General features: G+C 39.7%; 18 protein-coding genes. 8 read left to right on the top strand and 10 right to left on the bottom strand.

The annotated features are described in order from the left end of the window. Positions 1-4: 4 nt before the first annotated feature. Together J576_RS13840 and J576_RS13835 are read right to left on the bottom strand one after the other, a co-directional pair. Complete coding sequence (locus tag J576_RS13840; protein ID WP_025467882.1) at positions 5-817, bottom strand: amidohydrolase family protein; 813 nt, start codon at positions 815-817, stop codon at positions 5-7. Between the two features lie 7 nt (positions 818-824). After that, a complete protein-coding gene (locus J576_RS13835) occupies positions 825-2,114 on the bottom strand; it encodes an SLC13 family permease (RefSeq protein ID WP_002050826.1) in 1,290 nt (429 codons plus the stop codon). Positions 2,115-2,225: 111 nt separating this feature from the next. Here J576_RS13835 and J576_RS13830 point away from each other — a divergent pair, with 111 nt between their 5' ends. Further along, positions 2,226-2,957, top strand: a complete 732-nt coding sequence (locus J576_RS13830; RefSeq protein WP_002050860.1) for a GntR family transcriptional regulator — start codon at positions 2,226-2,228, stop codon at positions 2,955-2,957. Positions 2,958-3,044: 87 nt separating this feature from the next. On the opposite strand, the gene J576_RS13825 is transcribed toward J576_RS13830, so the two are convergent. Next, positions 3,045-3,977, bottom strand: coding sequence for a LysR family transcriptional regulator (locus J576_RS13825; protein ID WP_002050862.1), 933 nt, complete (start codon positions 3,975-3,977; stop codon positions 3,045-3,047). A gap of 99 nt (positions 3,978-4,076) precedes the next feature. Here J576_RS13825 and J576_RS13820 point away from each other — a divergent pair, with 99 nt between their 5' ends. The 3 genes from J576_RS13820 (at position 4,077) to J576_RS13810 (ending at position 5,881) form a co-directional block, all read left to right on the top strand. Next, positions 4,077-4,511, top strand: coding sequence for a DMT family transporter (locus J576_RS13820; RefSeq protein ID WP_002050842.1), 435 nt, complete (start codon positions 4,077-4,079; stop codon positions 4,509-4,511). 9 nt (positions 4,512-4,520) lie between these two features. Continuing rightward, positions 4,521-4,979, top strand: a complete 459-nt coding sequence (locus J576_RS13815; protein ID WP_002050801.1) for a DMT family transporter — start codon at positions 4,521-4,523, stop codon at positions 4,977-4,979. 203 nt (positions 4,980-5,182) lie between these two features. Continuing rightward, the gene (locus J576_RS13810) at positions 5,183-5,881 is read left to right on the top strand and encodes an IclR family transcriptional regulator (protein WP_002050824.1); all 699 of its coding nucleotides are present in this window, start codon (positions 5,183-5,185) and stop codon (positions 5,879-5,881) included. A gap of 63 nt (positions 5,882-5,944) precedes the next feature. Here J576_RS13810 and J576_RS13805 read toward each other — a convergent pair whose 3' ends face one another. Both J576_RS13805 and J576_RS13800 read right to left on the bottom strand, forming a co-directional pair. After that, positions 5,945-7,264, bottom strand: a complete 1,320-nt coding sequence (locus tag J576_RS13805; RefSeq protein ID WP_002050873.1) for an MFS transporter — start codon at positions 7,262-7,264, stop codon at positions 5,945-5,947. Positions 7,265-7,339: 75 nt separating this feature from the next. Further along, positions 7,340-8,335: a hydroxyacid dehydrogenase gene (locus tag J576_RS13800; RefSeq protein ID WP_171062652.1), complete on the bottom strand. Its 996-nt coding sequence runs from the start codon at positions 8,333-8,335 to the stop codon at positions 7,340-7,342. Between the two features lie 193 nt (positions 8,336-8,528). On the opposite strand from J576_RS13800, the gene J576_RS13795 reads away from it, so the two are divergent. Together J576_RS13795 and J576_RS13790 are read left to right on the top strand one after the other, a co-directional pair. Further along, the gene (locus J576_RS13795) at positions 8,529-9,206 is read left to right on the top strand and encodes an RraA family protein (protein WP_033855637.1); all 678 of its coding nucleotides are present in this window, start codon (positions 8,529-8,531) and stop codon (positions 9,204-9,206) included. Between the two features lie 156 nt (positions 9,207-9,362). Beyond that, on the top strand, positions 9,363-10,631 hold the full coding sequence (locus J576_RS13790) for a DcaP family trimeric outer membrane transporter (protein WP_002050850.1): 1,269 nt from the start codon (positions 9,363-9,365) through the stop codon (positions 10,629-10,631). A gap of 116 nt (positions 10,632-10,747) precedes the next feature. On the opposite strand, the gene J576_RS13785 is transcribed toward J576_RS13790, so the two are convergent. After that, a complete protein-coding gene (locus J576_RS13785; RefSeq protein ID WP_033855636.1) occupies positions 10,748-11,836 on the bottom strand; it encodes an HlyD family secretion protein in 1,089 nt (362 codons plus the stop codon). Then, positions 11,833-13,410, bottom strand: coding sequence for an MFS transporter (locus J576_RS13780; protein ID WP_033855635.1), 1,578 nt, complete (start codon positions 13,408-13,410; stop codon positions 11,833-11,835). Before J576_RS13780 ends, J576_RS13785 begins: the two co-directional genes overlap by 4 nt. A 171-nt stretch (positions 13,411-13,581) precedes the next feature. On the opposite strand from J576_RS13780, the gene J576_RS13775 reads away from it, so the two are divergent. Then, a complete protein-coding gene (locus J576_RS13775) occupies positions 13,582-14,202 on the top strand; it encodes a TetR/AcrR family transcriptional regulator (protein ID WP_002050874.1) in 621 nt (206 codons plus the stop codon). 77 nt (positions 14,203-14,279) lie between these two features. On the opposite strand, the gene J576_RS13770 is transcribed toward J576_RS13775, so the two are convergent. The 3 genes from J576_RS13770 to J576_RS13760 all read right to left on the bottom strand — a co-directional run bounded on the left by J576_RS13770 (position 14,280) and on the right by J576_RS13760 (position 18,924). After that, positions 14,280-15,857 carry an aldehyde dehydrogenase (NADP(+)) gene (locus J576_RS13770; protein ID WP_033855634.1) on the bottom strand — a complete coding sequence of 526 codons (1,578 nt, stop codon included), beginning with the start codon at positions 15,855-15,857 and terminating at the stop codon, positions 14,280-14,282. A 16-nt stretch (positions 15,858-15,873) separates the two neighbouring features. After that, positions 15,874-17,661, bottom strand: coding sequence for an IlvD/Edd family dehydratase (locus J576_RS13765; protein WP_002048631.1), 1,788 nt, complete (start codon positions 17,659-17,661; stop codon positions 15,874-15,876). An 87-nt stretch (positions 17,662-17,748) separates the two neighbouring features. Beyond that, on the bottom strand, positions 17,749-18,924 hold the full coding sequence (locus tag J576_RS13760; RefSeq protein WP_002048619.1) for a fumarylacetoacetate hydrolase family protein: 1,176 nt from the start codon (positions 18,922-18,924) through the stop codon (positions 17,749-17,751). A 111-nt stretch (positions 18,925-19,035) separates the two neighbouring features. Between J576_RS13760 and J576_RS13755 the strand changes: the two genes are divergently transcribed. Continuing rightward, positions 19,036-19,971 carry a LysR family transcriptional regulator gene (locus J576_RS13755; RefSeq protein WP_000774594.1) on the top strand — a complete coding sequence of 312 codons (936 nt, stop codon included), beginning with the start codon at positions 19,036-19,038 and terminating at the stop codon, positions 19,969-19,971. Positions 19,972-20,017: the final 46 nt, after the last annotated feature.

Here is a 20,017-nt window from a genome sequence, read left to right as displayed (position 1 = left end):
CTCCTTATGTACGTGAGAAACCAAACAGCTCGGTAGGGTTCTGATTTAAAATTAAACATTGCTCGTGTTTATCAAACACAATCTGTTTAAAAGCTCTAAATGCATTTTCATAAGTAATTAAAGATTCATGTTGGGTATGTGGCCAATCGCTTCCCCAAATGAGTTTGTGTAAAAAGCCTTTTTCTTTAAAAATGTTATAGGCCTGTCGTGCCGTATTTATGTTGTTTGGAGCGGCACCCAAACGGTAGAAACCGGACACTTTAATCCAGTGCTGTTTTACGTTAAGTAAGCTTAAAAATTTCTGATAATCCGGATCTTCGATCCCTTTAACAGGGTCAACTCGGCCAAAATGGTCAATTACGACATTAAAGCTGTATTCATCTAATTGTGGTAAAAGCTGAACTAGATATTTCGGCGGTGCGTGTAATTCAACTTGCCAGTTGAGGCTTTCCACATTTCGTAAAAATTTTTGCCAGTCAGAAGTATTTAGCGCAGGAGGGTTAAGACCGAATAGATTTAAGCGAACACCAACGATGCCTTGTGCCTTGAGATTCACTAGCTCATCAAAAGTCGTCGTATGTTGAACAACGGCGATCCCTTTTAAACGCTTAGGGTATTGCTGAATTGCGTTTAACATCGCTTGGTTATTGGTACCCAAAAAGCTGGGTTGAACCAAAACACCATGCGTAAAATTGTGTTCATCAAGATGAGAGATAAAACTTTGTACAGTTGCCTCATAATCAGGTGCATAACGTGCTGTTTCGATACTGTGGTCCTGAGTCGAAAAAACATGTGCATGTGTATCTATACAGTTCATTTTCATCTCACATTACAAATTTTAAAGCGAAAATAGCGATTAAAGCGGCAATGACTCCTACAGGAATTGCTTTAAATAACAGTTGATTAAAGAATTTGGTTTTGTCGATGTCTGCTGGTGCTGAAGCCATAATGAGGCTACCGCCAGACGAGAAAGGAGAAATCGCTGTAGACTGAGCGCCAACCACAATACAAATGAACAGCACTAGTGGGTTTAGGCCAGAGCTAAGTGCAAGCGCCGGAACAATTGGGAATAAGGTAGGCGCAACCACACCTAGAGTGCTTGAAAATACAGACATAATGGCACTGATCAGACATAACAGTACTGGAATAACCCACACAGGAACATTGTTTGCTAACCATTCAGATAGGGTCGTAATAATGCCAAGCTTCACACCTAATGCGATGAGCATACCGACACCGCAAATCATGATCAGTGTTCCCCACGGCACAAGTGCAATGACCTTTTTCTCATCGGCAAGTTTCATAAGTAAACTAATGAGCGAGAAGGTAATGGCAAGGAAGGCAATATCAATTTTGGAGTTTAAAAAGCTAATCGTTTTTACATCGGGAAAAACAAGGTGCAAGATTGGAAAAATTAAAACAATCGACATCATTAAAACAATAAGGAAGATGGATTGTTTCTGTTTTTTGTCGAATGGTTCAGGCTTTTGATCTTCAATCACAATTGAATTACTTTTTCTATTCCATAGGGTATAAATTCCCAACACCGCAATTGGAATAATTAAAGTTAAGACAAAAACTCCACTGCTATATGAAAAAGCTGTTTGTGAGCTAATGCCAGTATTTTCCATTAAGCTTCGGAAAATAATGCCACTTTGCGATGTCATAAAATTTGCGCCAGCCAGAGCGCCGTAATTTGCCGCCATCCCTCCAATAACCATATTCATATTGGTTTTTTTACACAGCAGCAGTGTAATGGGTGCCATAAAGGCAAGTACCGTATAAAAACCAGCACCTAGGCCTGCAATAATGGTTGCTGCGAAAAAAATCGCTAAAGGTAAAAACTGAGGAAAATTACGGCATTTATATAAAAGATGGCTGGCAAGCTTCTCTAGTGCGCCATTTGCCAAAGCAAAGTTATAAAACAGAGTGACAGATAAAATAATAAAGAAAATTTTGACAGGCCATAATTCAATAACTTCGGAAGGTTTAAGGCCCATGCCAAAGCAACCAATCAGGTAAGCAAACGCTATCGTAAAAAATCCGATATTGATTTTTGTTTTATAACCTAAGCCTATAGATACAGCTAAAGCTATCAGCATCAATGCGGTCATATTATCTTCCTTGATAAATATATAAACATCTAAACATATATATGTTTACTTTTTTGTATTACACAAAACTATGCTAATATTGTCAAATCGATTTCATAATGTTTAACGCAAATGCTTGATGAGACTGCATTTAAAAATTTTAAATTGCCAAGATATGAAAAGGTCCGTTGGGAACTTCAAAAACTACTGATTCAGTCAAAATGGACAGTTGAAGAGCCTATTCCAAGTGAACAAGAACTTGCGCAAATGTATAGCGTATCGGTAGGAACCGTGAGAAAGGCGGTTGAAGGACTGGTTGAAGATGGCTTATTGGTCAAACAGCAAGGAAAAGGAACTTTCCTAAAACAACCTAACTTTGAAAACTCGCTCATTCGTTTTTTTAGATTACGTAATAAAAAAGGCGATTTTATTCAGCCACAAGGACAAATCAAAAAAGTAGAAGTGTGTGATGCAATTCCGGAAGTAAACGCCGAGTTAGGGCTTGGGCACACCGAAAAGTTGCTTTATATCGAGCGTGTCCGTAAGCATGAAGACGTCGTTGTGTTAAGCGAAAGAATCTGGCTGCCTGAACGCTTATTTAAAAATCTGGAAGAAATTCCAATCGCTGAGTTTGGGAATCTACTTTATCCTTTTTATTATCAGCACTGTGGTCAATTTATTTCTTCTGCAACAGAACGGTTAACTTTTGAGAAAAATATTAAAGATAGCCATTTAAATAATCACCTTGAAGACCCTTTAGTGAAGGTATGCCGTATCGCAAAAAATCTTGAAGGAGTAGCAGTCGAATACCGTGAGTCTTATGGTTTGGCCGATAATTTTCATTATGAGATAGCGATTAATTAGTATCTAACGGTGATCCCTGATTTCAGTGTTTATTTAATTGCTGGAATCAGGGTTTTTGTCTTTATAAATGATGATTAAAAGAAAAATTTAATTCTGCCAATACGGTGTGTCTCCATAAATTTCTGCAAAATAATCTATCACTGCTCTAATGTTGAGCGGTGGATGGCGGACATTGGGATAAATGGCCGCGATATGCTGGGGTTGTGATTTAATCGCGACTTCATATTCAGGTAAAAGCTTTATTAAGTCACCTCGTTTTAAAGCTTCGCCAATCAACCAATCAGGAAATAAAACAATCCCCATGCCATGAAGCGCGGCTGTCATTAAACTCTCGGCATTGTTTGAAGACAGCAATGGAGTAATTGGATAATGTACCCATTCTTCATTGGGCTTTCTTACTAACCAGCGGTTAGGACCTTCAAAACCTTTATAGACTAGGCATTTGTGCTGATTAAGTTCTGTCGGATGATCAGGCGTACCGTATTTGGCAATATATTGAGGAGACGCTGCCAAATGATATTTTTGTGTACCAAAAATACGTGCATGAAATGATGAATCAGTCAGTGCTCCAATACGAAATATTAAATCTGTGCTTTCGCGTAATGGATCTATAAATTCATCGGTTTGAATTAGTTCTATTAAAAGTCTTGGATAACGCTCTGATAAACCAGCCAACCACGGTGCAATATGCCGTTGACCAAAAAACACAGGGGCATTAATGCGGACGAGTCCCGATGGCTCTATGGTTTTATCTTGTAAAGCCTTTTGAGCTTCATCAAATTGTTCGGTAATTTTTTTCGCGTACTCAAAAAATAATTTGCCCGATTCGGTCGGTGTGATTGCTCGCGTATTTCGGTAGAAAAGTTGCTGGCCCAATGCATCTTCAAGTTGTTGAATGGTGCGTGAAATCATAGACGCTGATACATCTTCTTTACGTGCTACATTTGAGAAGTTTTGCGCGTTATAAACACTAATAAAGAAGCGAAGCGTGCGGATATCAATCGAATTTGTTAAATCCATTTGTGCAATTTCTGCAAAAGTGATTCATGAATTATGCTGTTTTTCTGATGAATTGGCTACCTTACTATTCGTTGCTTAGATACAGATGAGGCAATGTAGATGCAAATTCTATTACTACTCCTAACCATTTTAGGGGGTATGGGGCTATCGGTCGAAGCAGGGCTTCTAGGGCCGTTAGGAAAGGAAGTGGGTGAGTTATGGGCCACGTTTAGTATTTTTGGTGTGGGTGCAGCACTTACCTTTCTACTCATGCTGTTTTTTAGCCCACGGAATAGTCCTTCATTTTTTACACTTCCATCTTGGCAATTACTCGGCGGTGTTCTTGGTCCTGCTTACGTCATTATTTTGACCATTACGACTCCAATTATTGGTATTGCAATGACCATGATTGGCATTTTAGCGGGTCAGGTGTCTAAAAGTCTGATTATCGACCACTATGGTTTACTGGGAACTCCACATCGAAAAGTAGACCGTAAACGGGTAGTGGCACTCATCTTTATTGTTGTCGCACTTATACTTGTGGCAAAAGCGTAGGAGATAGCCATGACAATTTTAATGATTCTTCTCGCTGTGATTGGTGGTGCTTTGCTGAGTGTACAGGCCGCAATTAATGGTCAACTTGGAGCGAAAGTTGGTGTTTTTCGTAGTGCTTTTCTGACTTTTTCGGTCGGTGCTCTAATTACGGCTCTCCTTATTTTTTACTTTGAACCCAAACAAACCTTAACGTTACTAGATGTTCCTAAATGGCAGTTATTAGGTGCTATGTGTGGCGTACCTTATATTGTCATTATGGTACTGGCTGTACAAAGAATCGGAGCTGCGGTTGCTACTGTTGCTGTGATTTTTGGGCAACTTTTAATGAGTATTTTGATTGATAACTTTGGCTGGTTCTGCAATGAAACACTTCCTTTTTCGCCATATCGATTAGGAGCGCTAATTTGCTTAGGGATTGCTTTATATTTTATCTATTCAAGTAGTAAGGATAAAAAGGTAGAAGGGTAAAATACGGGCTTAATATTGAAATTAATATAAGTCTCATTGTTAGTCGTAAAGCATGCTAATAATGAGACCTTACTTAAATTCAAGTACTTTGATAAATGAGAGAAGTTGCTGTCGAGAGATAGAATTAAAATATAAGAAATATGGTAAAGTTAAAAACCTAATTCAATACATTAAAATTGATATCAAGATATTGTAGGAAAAACATGGTTAAAATTAAACCTCACCCAGCAACAAGCGGAAATGCATCGGCTGATCGCCTTTTAACTTTGTTAACTGCTTTTAGAATAGGTGATAAATCTTTAACCCTAGCAGAACTCGCTGAACGAACAGAATTAAATAAAGCAACCATCATGCGTTTAATTGTTTCGCTAGAAGATTTTGGTTTTGTTAACCGTCTTTCTGATGGTCGATATACGCTTGCTAGTGAAGTCATGCGTTTAAACACAATTTATCAAGATGCTTTAGACTTAGAACGACACGTCGTGCCTTGTTTACAGCAACTTGTAGATGAAATTGGTGAGACGGCTTCATTTTACGTTAAGCATGGCGCATATCGCCTTTGCCAATATCGTATCAACTCTACTCATCGATTACGCGTTCATATTCAACCAGGTGAAGTTAGACCAATGGATGGGGCGGCAGGTGCTCAAGCCTTACGATCTACCCATGAACAAATTTTATCTAGAACTGAACCTTTTTATTCAACGGGTGTAACAGAACCGCATGCGGCTTCAATGGCATTGCCAGTATTTGACGCGCAAAATGATGTAGTTGGAGCATTGGTTGTTTCGGGGCCATCAAGTCGTTTTACTTTAGAAATCGCAAAGTCTGTAAGTGATTTTTTCTTCAAAATTGCAGATGATTTAACGAAAAGTTTGGGTGGTAAGAGTATCCGTAATTAATTCTAAGATTGTAAATGTAAAAAAAGGGGGCTCATGATTTAGCCCCTTTTTTATTTATGCTATTTACGAAGTACTTTGTGGTTGGTTAAACAAAACAGCTTTCTTTCTAGACATAATAAAAACCATGATAGCTGACACAAGATTTAAGGCTGCAAGTGGAAGTAAGGCGATAGCATGGCTTCCTGTTGCATCATGAATTGCGCCGTAGATATTCACCATCATGCCGCCACCAATCAGGTTGGCACATGCGCCAATTGCTGCTAATCCTGCCGCCGTTGTACTCGGTGACATCCATGAAGATGCCAAAGCCCAGAAAGGACCTTTTGCAGAATAAGCACCAATTAAAACGATACTGAGTAAAAAGATTGTGCCAATAAGTGAAGACGTGAACAAAGCAATTAACAAACCAATTGAGATCATCAATAGAGCGATTGCTGTGTGCCAAAGGCGTTCATTTTTACGATCTGAGCTGCGACCCCAAAGAATCATGGCAATAGAAGCGATGCCATAAGGAATTGCATTGACTAGACCAATTTCTACATTACTCAAACCGAATGATTTAATTAATTGTGGTGCCCAAACACTCATCGTACTACCAGCAGCAGAAGCACCCGAATAGATAATGATCATAGTCCAAATATATTTATTCTTTAAAAGTTGCCATAGTGAAATATGACCAATTGGCGTTTTTTGTTGGCGTTCAAACTGTAGTCTTTCAACTAACCAAGCTTTTTGCTCGCTATTGAGCCATTTTGCTTGTTCTGGTCGATCAGTAAGAACAAACAGACAAGCGATACCCAGTAAAACCGCAGGAATACCTTCTAAAATAAATAGCCAATGCCATCCACGCATGCCCATCCAGCCATCTAGGGATAATAAAAATCCTGATAATGGTGAACCTAGAAAGTTTGCACCTGGAATTGCCACCATGAATATTGCCACCATTCTGGCTCTATAATTAGCAGGCAACCAATAGGTTAAATATAAAATTACACCAGGGAAAAAACCTGCTTCGGCAGCGCCGAGTAAGAACCGCATAATATATAACGATGTGGAGCTTTCAACGAATGCAGTTGTGGATGATATTACCCCCCACGTCACCATAATTCGGGCAATCCATACTTTTGCTCCAAATTTTTGCATGGCGAGGTTGCTGGGTACTTCAAATAGAAAATATGCAAAGAAAAATAAGCTACTGGCAAAACCAAAAGCAGTAGCTGTTAATCCCAGGTCTTCATTCATTTGTAATGAAGCCATACCAATATTGCCACGATCAATAATAGCGATAACATAACAAATCGTTAAAAAAGGCAGTAATCGCCACGCTACCTTGCGCATCGTTTCACGTTCAATCGCACTCGGTTGAGAGTATTCTGTAGACATAAAAAAATCCTTTTTTATATTCAATATTTTAATTGTTCTTGCATCTAAAAGCTTAGAAACAATTGAGTTCCATGATTAGCTATTGAGTAACTTCCAGTTAGCGATAGCTCGTGGGTTTAGTAGTTGACCATTCCAAATACTCACGATTTGTTCGAGTACTAATAGACCGACACGATTACGTGAATCTGTTGTATTTGCTCCTATGTGAGGAGTCACAACCAAATTAGGTAATTCCCATAATGGGTTATCTTTTTCTGGCGGTTCTGAAGGAAAAGTGTCCAGACCTGCACCAGCAATTTTATTATTTTTAAGTGCATCAACTAATGCAGCCTGATCAATTAATTCACCACGTGCTGTATTAATTAAGATGCTTGAGCGTTTCATCTTTTCAAATTGAGGGTAAGAAAATAAGTGTCTATTCTCTGCTGTAAGTGGGCAATGTAAGCTAATAATGTCACTGTTTTCTAAAAGTTTTTCAAAGTCTTGCTCTTGTTCTACATAATCTAGCTCTGGCAAATTTTCTAGAAACGGGTCATATACTTTTACTTTCATATTTAAGGGAGCGACTAACTTCATGAGTATGCTACCGATTGCCCCTAAACCAATTAAGCCCAGCGTTTTGCCATATAGCTCCACACCATTTGCACTTGCTTTATCCCAGTGACCTTCTCGGATCCGTTGGTCTAACCATGTGACTTGTCGAGCAACATTAAACATAAGGGCAAAAGCGTGTTCGGCAACAGATTGTGCATTTGCGCCTACGGCAATAGTGACAGGAATTTTTCGTTCAGCAGCAGCCTGAGTGTCGATTGTGTCAAACCCAACGCCATGTTTTGCAATCACTTTTAAATTGTCAGAAGCAAAAATCATATCTCTAGAAAGTTTGCCTGTTCGAACAATGATTGCATCAGGTTGTTCATCATGGATGAGTTTTTCCATTTCATCTTTTGCCATGTAGGGTTCAGTTGGAATCAACTGAATATCATGGGATTGAGCATACAGTAACGCATCTGAAGTTAATGTGGGTCCCGTGATAAGAACTTTACGTTTCATTTTTGGCTTGCACTCCATTTAAGTATTTTGAACAAAATACGTCCTTAGTGGTTTATATTATTAAAACGACATTTCAAAAAATTAGTCAATAGAAAAAATAAATTTAAAAATTGAGTAAATTTTAATTAAATTTAATTTAAAAATGAAATGACATTTCAAAAAAATGCTGTCATATTAATTTGCACAAGAAAATTGATGTAAGGGAAAAATTATGGCAATTGGTTTTAGAGTGCTAAAAAACGACAGAAAAGTTGAGCAGAAATGGATTGAACAATATCGAGATCTACCAGTCGCTAATGTCAGTGACTCAATGAATCGAATGACTTCAGGTGGGGCTCAATTAAGACCAATGCATAAAAAGGGATATCTTTGGGGCCCTGCCATTACAGTTAAGGCGCGCCCAGGTGACAACTTGATGTTGCACTACGCGATTGATATTGCCCAAGCGGGAGACGTTATTGTGGTTGATGCGGGTGGCGATCTAACCAATGCATTAATTGGAGAGATGATGGTTGCGTATGCCATTAAAAAAGGTATAGCTGGCATTGTTATTAATGGCGCGATTCGTGATTCAGTTGTAATTGGAGAAGGTGAATTTCCACTTTTTGCAGCAGGAATTTCACATCGAGGACCTTATAAAGACGGACCGGGGGAAATTAATGTCCCTATCGCAATCAATGGAATGGTAATTGAACCTGGAGACTTGATTTTAGGGGATGAAGATGGGCTTTTAAGCGTGCCTTATGCGGAAGTTGAAGAAGTTTATCTGAAAGCAAGCGCCAAACATGCCGCTGAACAAAAGCAATTAGAGCAAATCGCCGTAGGTGAAAATGATCGTAGTTGGGTGATTAACAGCTTAAAACAAAAGGGATGTGAATTACCGGAATAAGGTCATTCAAAGCTATTCAAACAGGAAGGGAACTAGCGAAGTCAATGATTGAGCTTCGTTAGCCTATCTAAAGTTAATTCAATAATCATTATTTTACTGATTGAAAAATAGGAAATTTCAATTCGGTCTATGTGATTTCGTCTAAAGGAAAAGGACATGAAACATAAAGGGATTATTTATTTATCGTTATTAATGGGTATGACTCTGCAGCAAGCCAAAGCTGAAAGCCAAGATAACTCAGCGCTAAATGAAAAAATAATTAAATTACAACAGCAAATAGATTATCTGATGGAGCAGCAGAACTTAAATCAAAATAACGGATTGAATAAAGCACCTGAATTGAGTCAAAGCAAAACATCAAATACTGACAAACCTGTTTCGGCTGATCAGACTAAAATTAAATTTTATGGAAATATACGTGTTGATGCTGCGTATGATTTTGAAGGTTCAACCCGTACTATTGCGAATAAAACAGGGTCAATACCATTAGATAATTCAAACTCAACAAGTAAATCATTAAATGTTTCTGCCGCGACTTCACGTGTAGGGGTGGATATCGTTAAGCCGACCTCGAAGGGAGATTTAGTTGGAAAGTTAGAAGCCGATTTTATGGGAAGTGGTGGAGATAACGGGAATGGTTCGGTTCGGGTTAGACACGCTTATATTTCACTAGGAAATTGGCTAATTGGTCAGACGACTTCACCTTTTGTGAATAGTGATACAGCGCCAAGTTTGGTTGATTTTACAGGTGCAATGGGCACAGGAACTCAGCGTAATATCCAAATCCGTTATCAGCACATCGTTGATGCCAAACAAAAATTATTAGTCGCTTTGGAAGGTGGTGATGTTGAAAATAAAAATGTAGAAGGTGGAAGTCGTCTTCCTGCATTAACCATGAGATATGAATTTAAGAATCCAAATTTATTGGTTCAATTGCACGGCATGCTACATGAAAATCGAGCAATTTCTAATGCGAATGAGGAGCAAACTAAACTTGCTTGGGGAGCTGGATTAGGCACGAAGTATAAGCTTTCTGAAAATGATGCGATTGTATTCAATTATTACCATATAGCAGGTGATAATCGTTATATGCTTTATTCAAAAGATAATGACGCGTTCTACTTTGATCAAAATCAAATGTATTTAAGTGAATTTGATTCTATCGAGTTAGGGTATATGCGTAAATGGAATGAAAATTTACGCTCTTCTTTGTCTGCTGGTAGTCTTGTCCATAAAGATTCAAATTTTTCAGAAAATAACCTTAATCAAAATAAAAGGCTAATCAATGCAAGCGTCAACTTATTCTGGACACCTGTAGAGAAAGTCGATCTTGGTGTTGAATACACCTATGGTGAGAGAGAAACTTTTTCAGATTTAGACGGAAAGTTATCTCGAATCAACTTGTTAGGTCGATACAATTTTTAATGTAATCACAGCCACTTTAAAGAGTGGCTTTTATTTAATTTAGAACAGATGAGTTTTCATAATGTAAAAAAAGAGACCATTTAAGGTCTCTTTTTAATTACGCCACAATCTCAAATTTACTTTTTAGTGGTATCCACAGAAACTACAACAGATAGACCAGGGCGCAACAACTTAATATCCGGCTGGTTCTCAAGAAGTTTGATGCGTAAAGGTAAACGCTGAACAATTTTAGTAAAGTTACCCGTCGCATTTGTAGCCGAAATTGGCGAGAAAAATGCACCAGTCGATGGTGAAAAACTATCTACCACGCCTTTTAACTCAACATTGTAAGCGTCGACATAAACAGTGACAGGCTGGCCGATTTTAATTTGTTTTAGCTCAATTTCACGGAAGTTGGCTTCTACATATACTTGATCTAAAGGCACAACCACCATGAGTGGATTACCTGCGCCAACAAAGTTGCCCACATTTGCAGACTTTTGCCCAATCATGCCATCAATAGGCGCTCGAATTTCTGTATAACTCAGATTCAGTTTTGCTTTATCAAGTGCAGCTTGAGCTTGTTTTAAAGCGGCTTTTTTTGCTTGAACCTTAATCTTATATTGGTTGAGCTGATACTGTGCATCTGTGACTTTTTCTTTACTGCTGTCCAAGTCGGCATATTGCTCGGTCAATGTGGTTTTTGACTGTTGCGTAATCAATCTAGACTCAGCACCAAGCGCCTGTAGTTGCTCATAACGTGCTGTATTATCTTTGGTGAGTTTAATACCAGCTTCTACTTTTCTAAGCTGGGCTTCTGTTTCTCGAATAACAGTGGGTTGTCTTTCTACTGCCAGCTTTGCTTCATTTAAGTCAGCTTGTGCTTTAGCATAATTAGATTCTGCTTCAGCTAAAGCCGCCTGATAATCTCGTGCATCAATCCGTGCCAAAAGTTGGCCTTTTTTTACGGTCTGGTGATCTTTAATATAAATTTCTTCAATATTGCCTGACACTTTAGGAGCAATGGTTGAGTACTCGACATCTACCCGTGCATCGTCAGTTTTAACCACTGAAGAAGGTAAAAATATAACTTTTAAAATCCATAAAATGGAAACTAGAACGATAATAAATGCAATAACCATAACCCAGTGTTTCTTAAGATATTGCATCTTTGTTAACTTGGGTGACTCGGTCATGGAGTGATCTTGGGCTTCGAGAGTACTCATAAAGATTTTCCTGATTTATGACTATTCATTAACTTAATGAGAGCAATGCGTGGTGGATAAGTTCTAACTGGCAAAATCACCATAACGATAAATAAAATTGCAGTAAGTCCCGCTAAAATCAGATATTGATCGCTAATGACTAACACTGATTGCTGTGCCTGAATCGCAGAATTTAAGGCAGATAAACCACCGGAAACACGTTCGGTACCATCTGCACTCAGCACAGGCGGGGGAAGAGGATTAATAACAGGACCTTGAATATTTTGAAAAACATGTTGTGCGGTATTTTCAATCAGCCGTGTTGAATGGTATTCACCACGTACTCGATTGACCCAGTCCAAAAGGCACACACCAAGTACGCCGCTAATAGCACGCGGGGTGTTAATCATAGGCGAAGCATAGATTGCCATAGTTGGGTGGACACTATTTGTACCCATCATGAGGAGCGAAAGCACTACACAGGTTTGTCCTAAACATGAGATTGCATGCCAAAAATAGAATTGTTCTTGGTTCCAAGTCGTATCAAGTTGACTTGCACCTAAGCAGCCAACCATAACCAAAAGTAAACCAAATCCATGTACATATCGGCTATCAACCCAAGCTTGGTTCAAAACTTTAATAACAATCGGGATATAGATAAATTGTAATGCGGCAATTTGTAAGCCAATCCACATGGTTTGAGTAGGCTTATAACCATGCACGGCGCTTAAGTAATTAAGGGGTAATGTACTGGTTGACATACCAATAACCACAAAGCAGAACAACGCAATAACAGCATAACCAAAATTTCGTATTTCGAGCATTTGCGGTTTAATTAATGGTGTTGGATAGCGCCATTCATGTATTAAAAATAAAGGGAGGGTAATGGCACTCATTAAAGCCAAAACACAAATCAATTTTGAATGGAACCAGTCCAAATGATTGCCATGCAAAAGCATGGTACTAAGGCTTGCCAAACCAATAATGGCTAGAATCGCGCCAGTCCAATCGTAAGTTTTTATTCTTGAGTAATTTAACGGATCTTGCGGAATACCGAAGTAAACTAACGCAGCACTTAAAGCACAAAAAGGAATGGTTTGGAAAAATATCATCTTCCAACCAATCACATCCAAATAAAAGGCAGCAAGTGCAGCACTTAAGTTGGGGAAAAAAGTTGCTGTTAATGCATAGCAGGCCAAACCCCATAGACGAATTTCAGGTCCTAGGAATCTAAGTGCACAGGCCATAAGTAAAGGAATGGTTAAACCATTGGCGAGTCCTTGCAGGCCCCGTAATAAATAAAATATTTCGATATTTGGGCTAAAAGGAATTAAAACGCTAGAGAAGAGGCAAAGTCCTATCGCAAAAAGAAGAACCCGACGCATAGAAAAAATAACGGCCCAACTGGTGGACAGGATCATGCCAATAATCATGGCACTGGCATAAATACTACTGACCCAATAACCAGCGTCGACACTAATGCCCATTGCACCACGAATATCGACCAAGGTAATGCTGCTAATTCGGTTATTAAATTCGACAGTCATGGCTGCAAAAATTGCACCTGCCAAACCGATGAGTGGTCGTATATTCATCTTTTACCTTAAATTTTAAAATGAGCTTGTTGCACCGAACAGGGCAAATATTAAGCTCAACTGTACCGATCGGTACTCTACTATCTTATTAAAATTACGTCAATTCTCGATTTTGAACTTTTCGATGAGTTAAACTAAGAATGAAATTGCTAAATATGTTTGTAGGTTCGTATGTCAGATTGCACTAAAACCAAAGAGAAAGATCAAAAAATTCTAGATGCAGCAACAAAGTTTTTTCTGATCCACGGATTTAGTGGCACAACCACAGATATGATTCAAAAAGAAGCAGGTGTTTCAAAAGCGACCATGTATGGTTGTTTTAAAAATAAAGAAGCGATGTTTGCTGCCGTCATTGAGCGCAAATGTGCCAATATGCAAGAACAAATTATATTGGTTGAAACAAAGGCCAAAAACTTACGTTCAGCTTTAACTGAAATTGGGAAAACTTATTTGTGTTTTATTTTATCGCATTCGGGTTTGGCATTCTTTAGAGTCTGTATTGCAGAAGCCGTAAGATTCCCGGAATTATCTGAAAAGTTCTTTGAAGTGGGGCCACAACGTCTGGCAAATATTATTGCGGGTTATCTTGAAAAGTCGGTTAAACAAGGAGAAATTGAATTAACTTCCTCTTCGGAAGTCGCAGCAAATATATTTTTATCACTGTTAAGAAGTGATGCTCATCTAAAATGTTTGACTCATCTTGATTATTTAATATCAACCGATGAAATTAGTGCTTGGGTTGATTACGCGGTTGATTTATTTTTAAAAAATATCAATTACAAACCAAATTAATTTAGCAATTTATATCCTATACGTAAGACTTGAATATCGATAAAAAAGAGACCAACTTATGGTCTCTTTTTATTTTTTTAGATCGCTTCTCTAGTCGTCTCACCATTCACCAGTCTTAAAATCTGCAACGGGTTGCTGTCTTTTAAAGCTTCCGGTAATAAACTTTGCGGATAGTTCTGGTAGCAAACAGGTCTTAAGTAACGGTCAATGGCCAAGGTTCCAACTGAGGTGCCTCTTGCATCTGAAGTGGCTGGGTATGGCCCGCCATGCACCATCGCATCACAAACCTCAACACCCGTTGGGTAGCCATTTATAAGTAATCGACCGGCTTTTTCTTCTAGTACAGGAACTACATCTGCAAACTCGTTTAAGTCAGTTTCATCGGCAATTAAAGTCGCAGTCAGCTGACCATTCATGCTTTGTAGCGCCTGAATGAGTTGGGCTTTATCTTCAACTTCAATAATGACTGTGGTTGGCCCAAAAATTTCTTCCTGTAAAAGCTGGTCACCGGCCAGTAAAAGCTCAACATCAGCTTTAAACAGTTGCGGCTGAGCCTGATTGCCTTGTTGAGTTTGACCTGCCAAATGCTTGATGCCTTGATGCTGGGTTAAGTGCTCAAGACCAGCGGTATAACTTTTTAAGGTTCCGGCATTGAGCATAGTTTGTGCAGGTTTAGCACCCATAATGTCGGTTAGGTTGCTAATGAGCTGGCTAAATTCGACCGATTTAATACCCAAGATTAAACCCGGATTGGTACAGAACTGACCACAGCCTAAAACCACCGAATCAGCCAAGTCCTGTGCAATTTTTTCACCACGGTTTTTTAAGGCTTCTGGCAACATCAACATCGGGTTAATGCTGCTCATTTCAGCAAACACCGGAATCGGTTGTGGACGGGCTGCTGCCATGTCACATAAAGCGCGACCACCACGCAGTGAACCTGTAAAACCCACAGCCTGAATTAAAGGATGCTTAACCAGTGGTTCACCTACGCCATTACCATAAATCATGTTAAATACACCTTTAGGCATATTTGATTTTTCTACGGCACGCTCAATTGCCTGAGCTACAAAGTCTGCTATCGCCATATGTCCACTATGGGCTTTCACCACTACAGAGCAACCTGCTGCCAGTGCCGAAGCAGTGTCACCGCCCGCGGTTGAGAATGCTAAAGGAAAGTTACTTGCCCCAAAGACTGCCACAGGGCCAACACCGATTTTAATCTGACGCAGGTCTGGGCGAGGTAAAGGCTGGCGCTCAGGTAAAGCAGTATCAATACGGGCACCTAAAAAATCACCACGGCGTAATACTTTGGCAAACAAACGCATTTGCCCACTGGTCCGGGCACGTTCACCTTGTAAGCGTGCAAGTGGCAAAGCGGTTTCCTGCGATACGATTTCAAGAAAATCTGTACCCAATGCATCAAGTTCATCGGCAATATTTTCTAGAAAAACAGCACGCTGTTCAGGAGACGTATGGCGGTAAGTTTTAAAGGCTTGACTGGCTGCTTCACAGGCCTGATTAACCTCGTGCTCGGTTGCATGGTGAAACTCATAAGGCAAAGTTTCGCCCGTTGTTGCATTTACACTTTTCAATAAGGTTGTACCTTGTGCGCTACGTGAACCGCCAATAAAGTTGTGTCCGATAATGGTCATAACAAATATCCTGAAATTAATGAGAGTGTCTTGGAAGGTTGTCTTGGTTTACGACTCGCATATATAAAGTTGCAGGTTCCAAACAACCACCAGTCGATAATTGACCTACCATGTTGCGATACATTTCTTGCCAAGGTGTTTGAGAGGCAGAGACCGTCGGCTTCCATTCACGGCGGCGTTGTTCTAACTCTTCGTCAGAAATGAGCACGTTGACAGAACGTTTATTTAAATCAATACGTAAACGGTCATTGGTTTTAAGTAAGGCAATTCCACCGCCTACAGCCGCTTCGGGTGACATATTAAGAATAGAGGGGCTGGCAGAAGTTCCGCTTTGGCGGCCATCTCCTAAGCAAGGCAGTGAGTCAATCCCTTTTTTAATCAACTCCGCTGGTGGAGCCATATTGACGACTTCAGCACTACCCGGATAACCCACTGTACCTGCGCCACGAATAACCAAAATACAATGTTCATCAATGTTTAAGGCAGGGTCATTGATACGTGCGTGATAGTCTTCGGGACCTTCAAAAACAATTGCACGTGCTTCGAAGCTATTTTCATTGTTTGGATCTGATAAATAGGTTTTTTTAAATGCTTCGCCCACCACAGACATTTTCATAATGGCACTGTCAAAGAAGTTGCCACTAAGCACAATGAAACCGGCACCATGTTTAAGAGGTTGCTCATAAGGAAAAATGACATCTGCATTTGAAGTTTTTGCATTTTTGGCAATTTCCCCAATTGTTTTACCGCTAACCGATGCACAATTTTCGTGTAATACACCAGCTTTTTGTAGTTCGTGTAGAACGGCAGGGATACCACCCGCACGGTGGAAACCTTCACCCAAATATTTACCCGCCGGCATACAGTTCACAATGAGCGGAATATTTTCCCCAACACGTTGCCAGTCTTCTAAACTCAGCTCAATCCCCATATGACGGGCAATTGCAATGAGGTGAGGAGGGCAGTTACTCGATGCGCCTAAAGCTGAGGCTACTGCGATTGCATTTTCAAAAGATTGTTTGGTCATAATTTTAGAAGGACGTAAGTCTTCTAAAACCATTTCACATATTCTTTTGCCGGTCATGTAGGCCATTTGCCCACGTTCACGATACGGCGCTGGAATACTGGCACATGTCGGTAAAGACATACCCAACGCTTCTGCCAAAGCATTCATGGAAAGTGCTGTGCCCATGGTGTTGCAATGTCCGACCGAAGGTGAAGCAGAAGTGGTCATCTCCATGAACCCTTCATAGTCAATTTCACCGGTCGCAAGTAAATTGCGCGCATGCCAAAGCACAGTGCCGGAACCAATTAACTCACCTTTAAAATGACCATCCAGCATTGGCCCACCAGACAACACAATTGCAGGTATATCTGTTGTGGCTGCTGCCATTAAACATGCAGGAGTAGTTTTGTCACAGCCAGTGGTCAGTACTACACCATCAAGCGGATAACCATGCAAGATTTCAACCAAACCTAAATAGGCTAAGTTGCGGTCAAGTGCAGCAGTTGGACGACGGGTTTGTTCTGCAATCGGGTGGACGGGGAATTCCATTGGAATACCGCCTGCGTCTCGAATACCCGCTTTAACGCGTTCAGCAAGTTCTTTGTGATGACGGTTACATGGGGTCAAATCACTCCCCGTTTGTGCAATTCCAATAATCGGGCGACCTGATTGTAACTCGGCACGGGTCAAACCATAATTCATGTAACGCTCAACATATAAAGCGGTCATGTCAGCATGTTCAGGATCATCAAACCATTCTTGGCTACGTAAAAAAATCCGTTTATTTTGATCATTCATTTTTTGATCCTTTCACTCATACTTTTTGAAATTTAGTTTATTTACGAGATGAATCTTGCAATTCAACCGATCGATAATACGTGAAAATTATAGTAATTCACGCTGCTTCAAATTACGCATCAAAGCATTTATTCCAAAATTCCACGGTGTTGCTTTATCACTGGTCATAACCGTGTTGTACAAAGTACCAAGTTTAGGCGAATGAATACGGACGACATCTCCAACTTTATGGGTAAAGCCAGCCCCAGCTTGTTCGCGATCTTGAGTAGGTGCAAATAAAGTGCCCAAGAACAAAACAAAACCGTCTGGATATTGATGGTTTTCATTAAGAGTTTGTTGAATTAAATCTTCAGGATCTCGGCTAATTTGCGACATAGAGCTCACCCCATTTAACACAAAGTTATCAGTGCCTTGAATTTGCAGTTCAACATCGCAAGTACGAATATCATTTAAAGTAAAAGTATGGTCAAAAAGACGAATAAATGGGCCAATTGCACAAGATGCGTTGTTATCTTTCGCTTTGCTTAACAAGAGAGCGCTACGACCTTCAAAGTCCCGTAAATTCACATCGTTACCTAAAGTCGCACCTAAAATCTTACCTTGGCTGTTAGCAACTAATACGACTTCCGGCTCTGGATTATTCCACTCAGACTTTGGGTGAATACCAATATTTTGTCCTGTACCTACAGCTGCTAAAACAGGGGCTTTAGTAAAAATCTCGGCGTCTGTACCAATACCCACCTCAAGATATTGAGACCACATTTTTTGTTCGATTAAATATTCTTTGAGTTGTAACGCTTTTTCAGAACCGGGTTCGATTGTTTTTAAATTATCACCGATTACGCCTTGTACAACTTCACGAATCGATTGAGCTTTTTGTGCATCACCACCGGCTTGTTCTTCAATCACACGTTCTAACATGCTTGCAGCAAAGGTAACACCTGCTGCTTTAATTACTTGTAAATCAATTGGGGCTAAAAAGTATGCCTTGTTGGTATCTGGCTCGGCGACAGTATTGGCAAATAACTCATCAATTGAACCAACTTGTCTTCCTTCAATTTCAGATAAAGCTTTTAAAGGATCAGCCCTTTCAAGTAATTCGGAAATGGTATGAAATTTTTCCGAAATATCAAAAACTTGATTGCCTCTTAAAATAATAGGTGATGGACCCGAGATTTGACTTGGAATCCACGCACGGCCAATTAAGCATCCTTGAGTTGCATCATCTGGTAATGAGTTCTGGGAATTTAACGTAAAGTTCATTTAAAGCTTCCTTCTTTTATTTGAAATCATGATATGTTTCTTATTTAATAAACACCAATCGTAATAATTTAATTATTAATAACCAATGGTTATCGAAAAGGAATTTTAAAAATGGCAGATCTGACTTACTCAAGTTTAAATAACTGGCTTAAATTCAAGCACTTGGTTTTGTTAGAGACTTTAGCTCGAACCAATAACATGCATTTGGCTGCCGAGCAGATGAATTTAAGTCAACCTGCTGTAAGTAAAATGCTAAAGGAAATTGAGGGCCTTCTTGGATTTCAGGTCTTTGAGCGACTGCCCCGTAATATGCCTGTAACGGCATTGGGTGAACATGTCATTCGTTATGCCCAGCGGGTTTTGAATGACGCAAAACATTTTGTTGAAGACATCGAGATTTTACGGTTGGGTGGACATGGGTTTTTAAAAGTAGGGGGAATATTTGCAGCAACCGCCGTGGTAATTCCAAACTCAATTATCGAAATTAAGAAACAATGGCCGCTACTTTCTATCGATGTTGTTGAACAGACCAGTGATCATTTAATGGAAATGTTGAGTGAACATACTCTAGATTTAGCCATAGGCCGTTTTACCGATGTGACGCAAAGTCAGTTTTTCGATTTCCAGCCCTTAGGCCCAGAGCCGTTCTGTATTGTTGTCAATAATGCGCACCCATGTGCCCAGAAAAAGTTTTGTACATTAGAAGAATTATTAAAATGGCCGTGGGTACTTTATCCTAAAGGCACACCCATTCGGGAGCGTATGGAAGGTGCATTCGCCCGAGCTAAAGTCAAAATTCCTTTAAATACGGTAAATACCATGTCGATGCAGACCTTTTTACAGATCTTAAAAGGGGCGCCTATGGTGGGCATGTTGCCAGAAGCAATGGTGATTGATCAGGTGAAAGAAGGACAGCTACAGATTTTAGAAACAGACCTGATTTTAGATGCTCAAGATTATGGAATTTTGACACGTAAAGATGAACCAGTGTCTGATATAGCTGCAGCATTTATTAATATTTTACTTAAAAATGCAAAACGTAAGTAAAGTCCTCAGCCTCAAGACATAGAAGACTTGGGGCTTTTAAATTAAA

Origin of the sequence: Acinetobacter sp. 766875, assembly GCF_000582055.1 — a bacterium.
Classification (GTDB): Bacteria; Pseudomonadota; Gammaproteobacteria; order Pseudomonadales; family Moraxellaceae; genus Acinetobacter; species Acinetobacter nosocomialis.
This window is presented reverse-complemented; position numbering and strand designations above follow the sequence as displayed.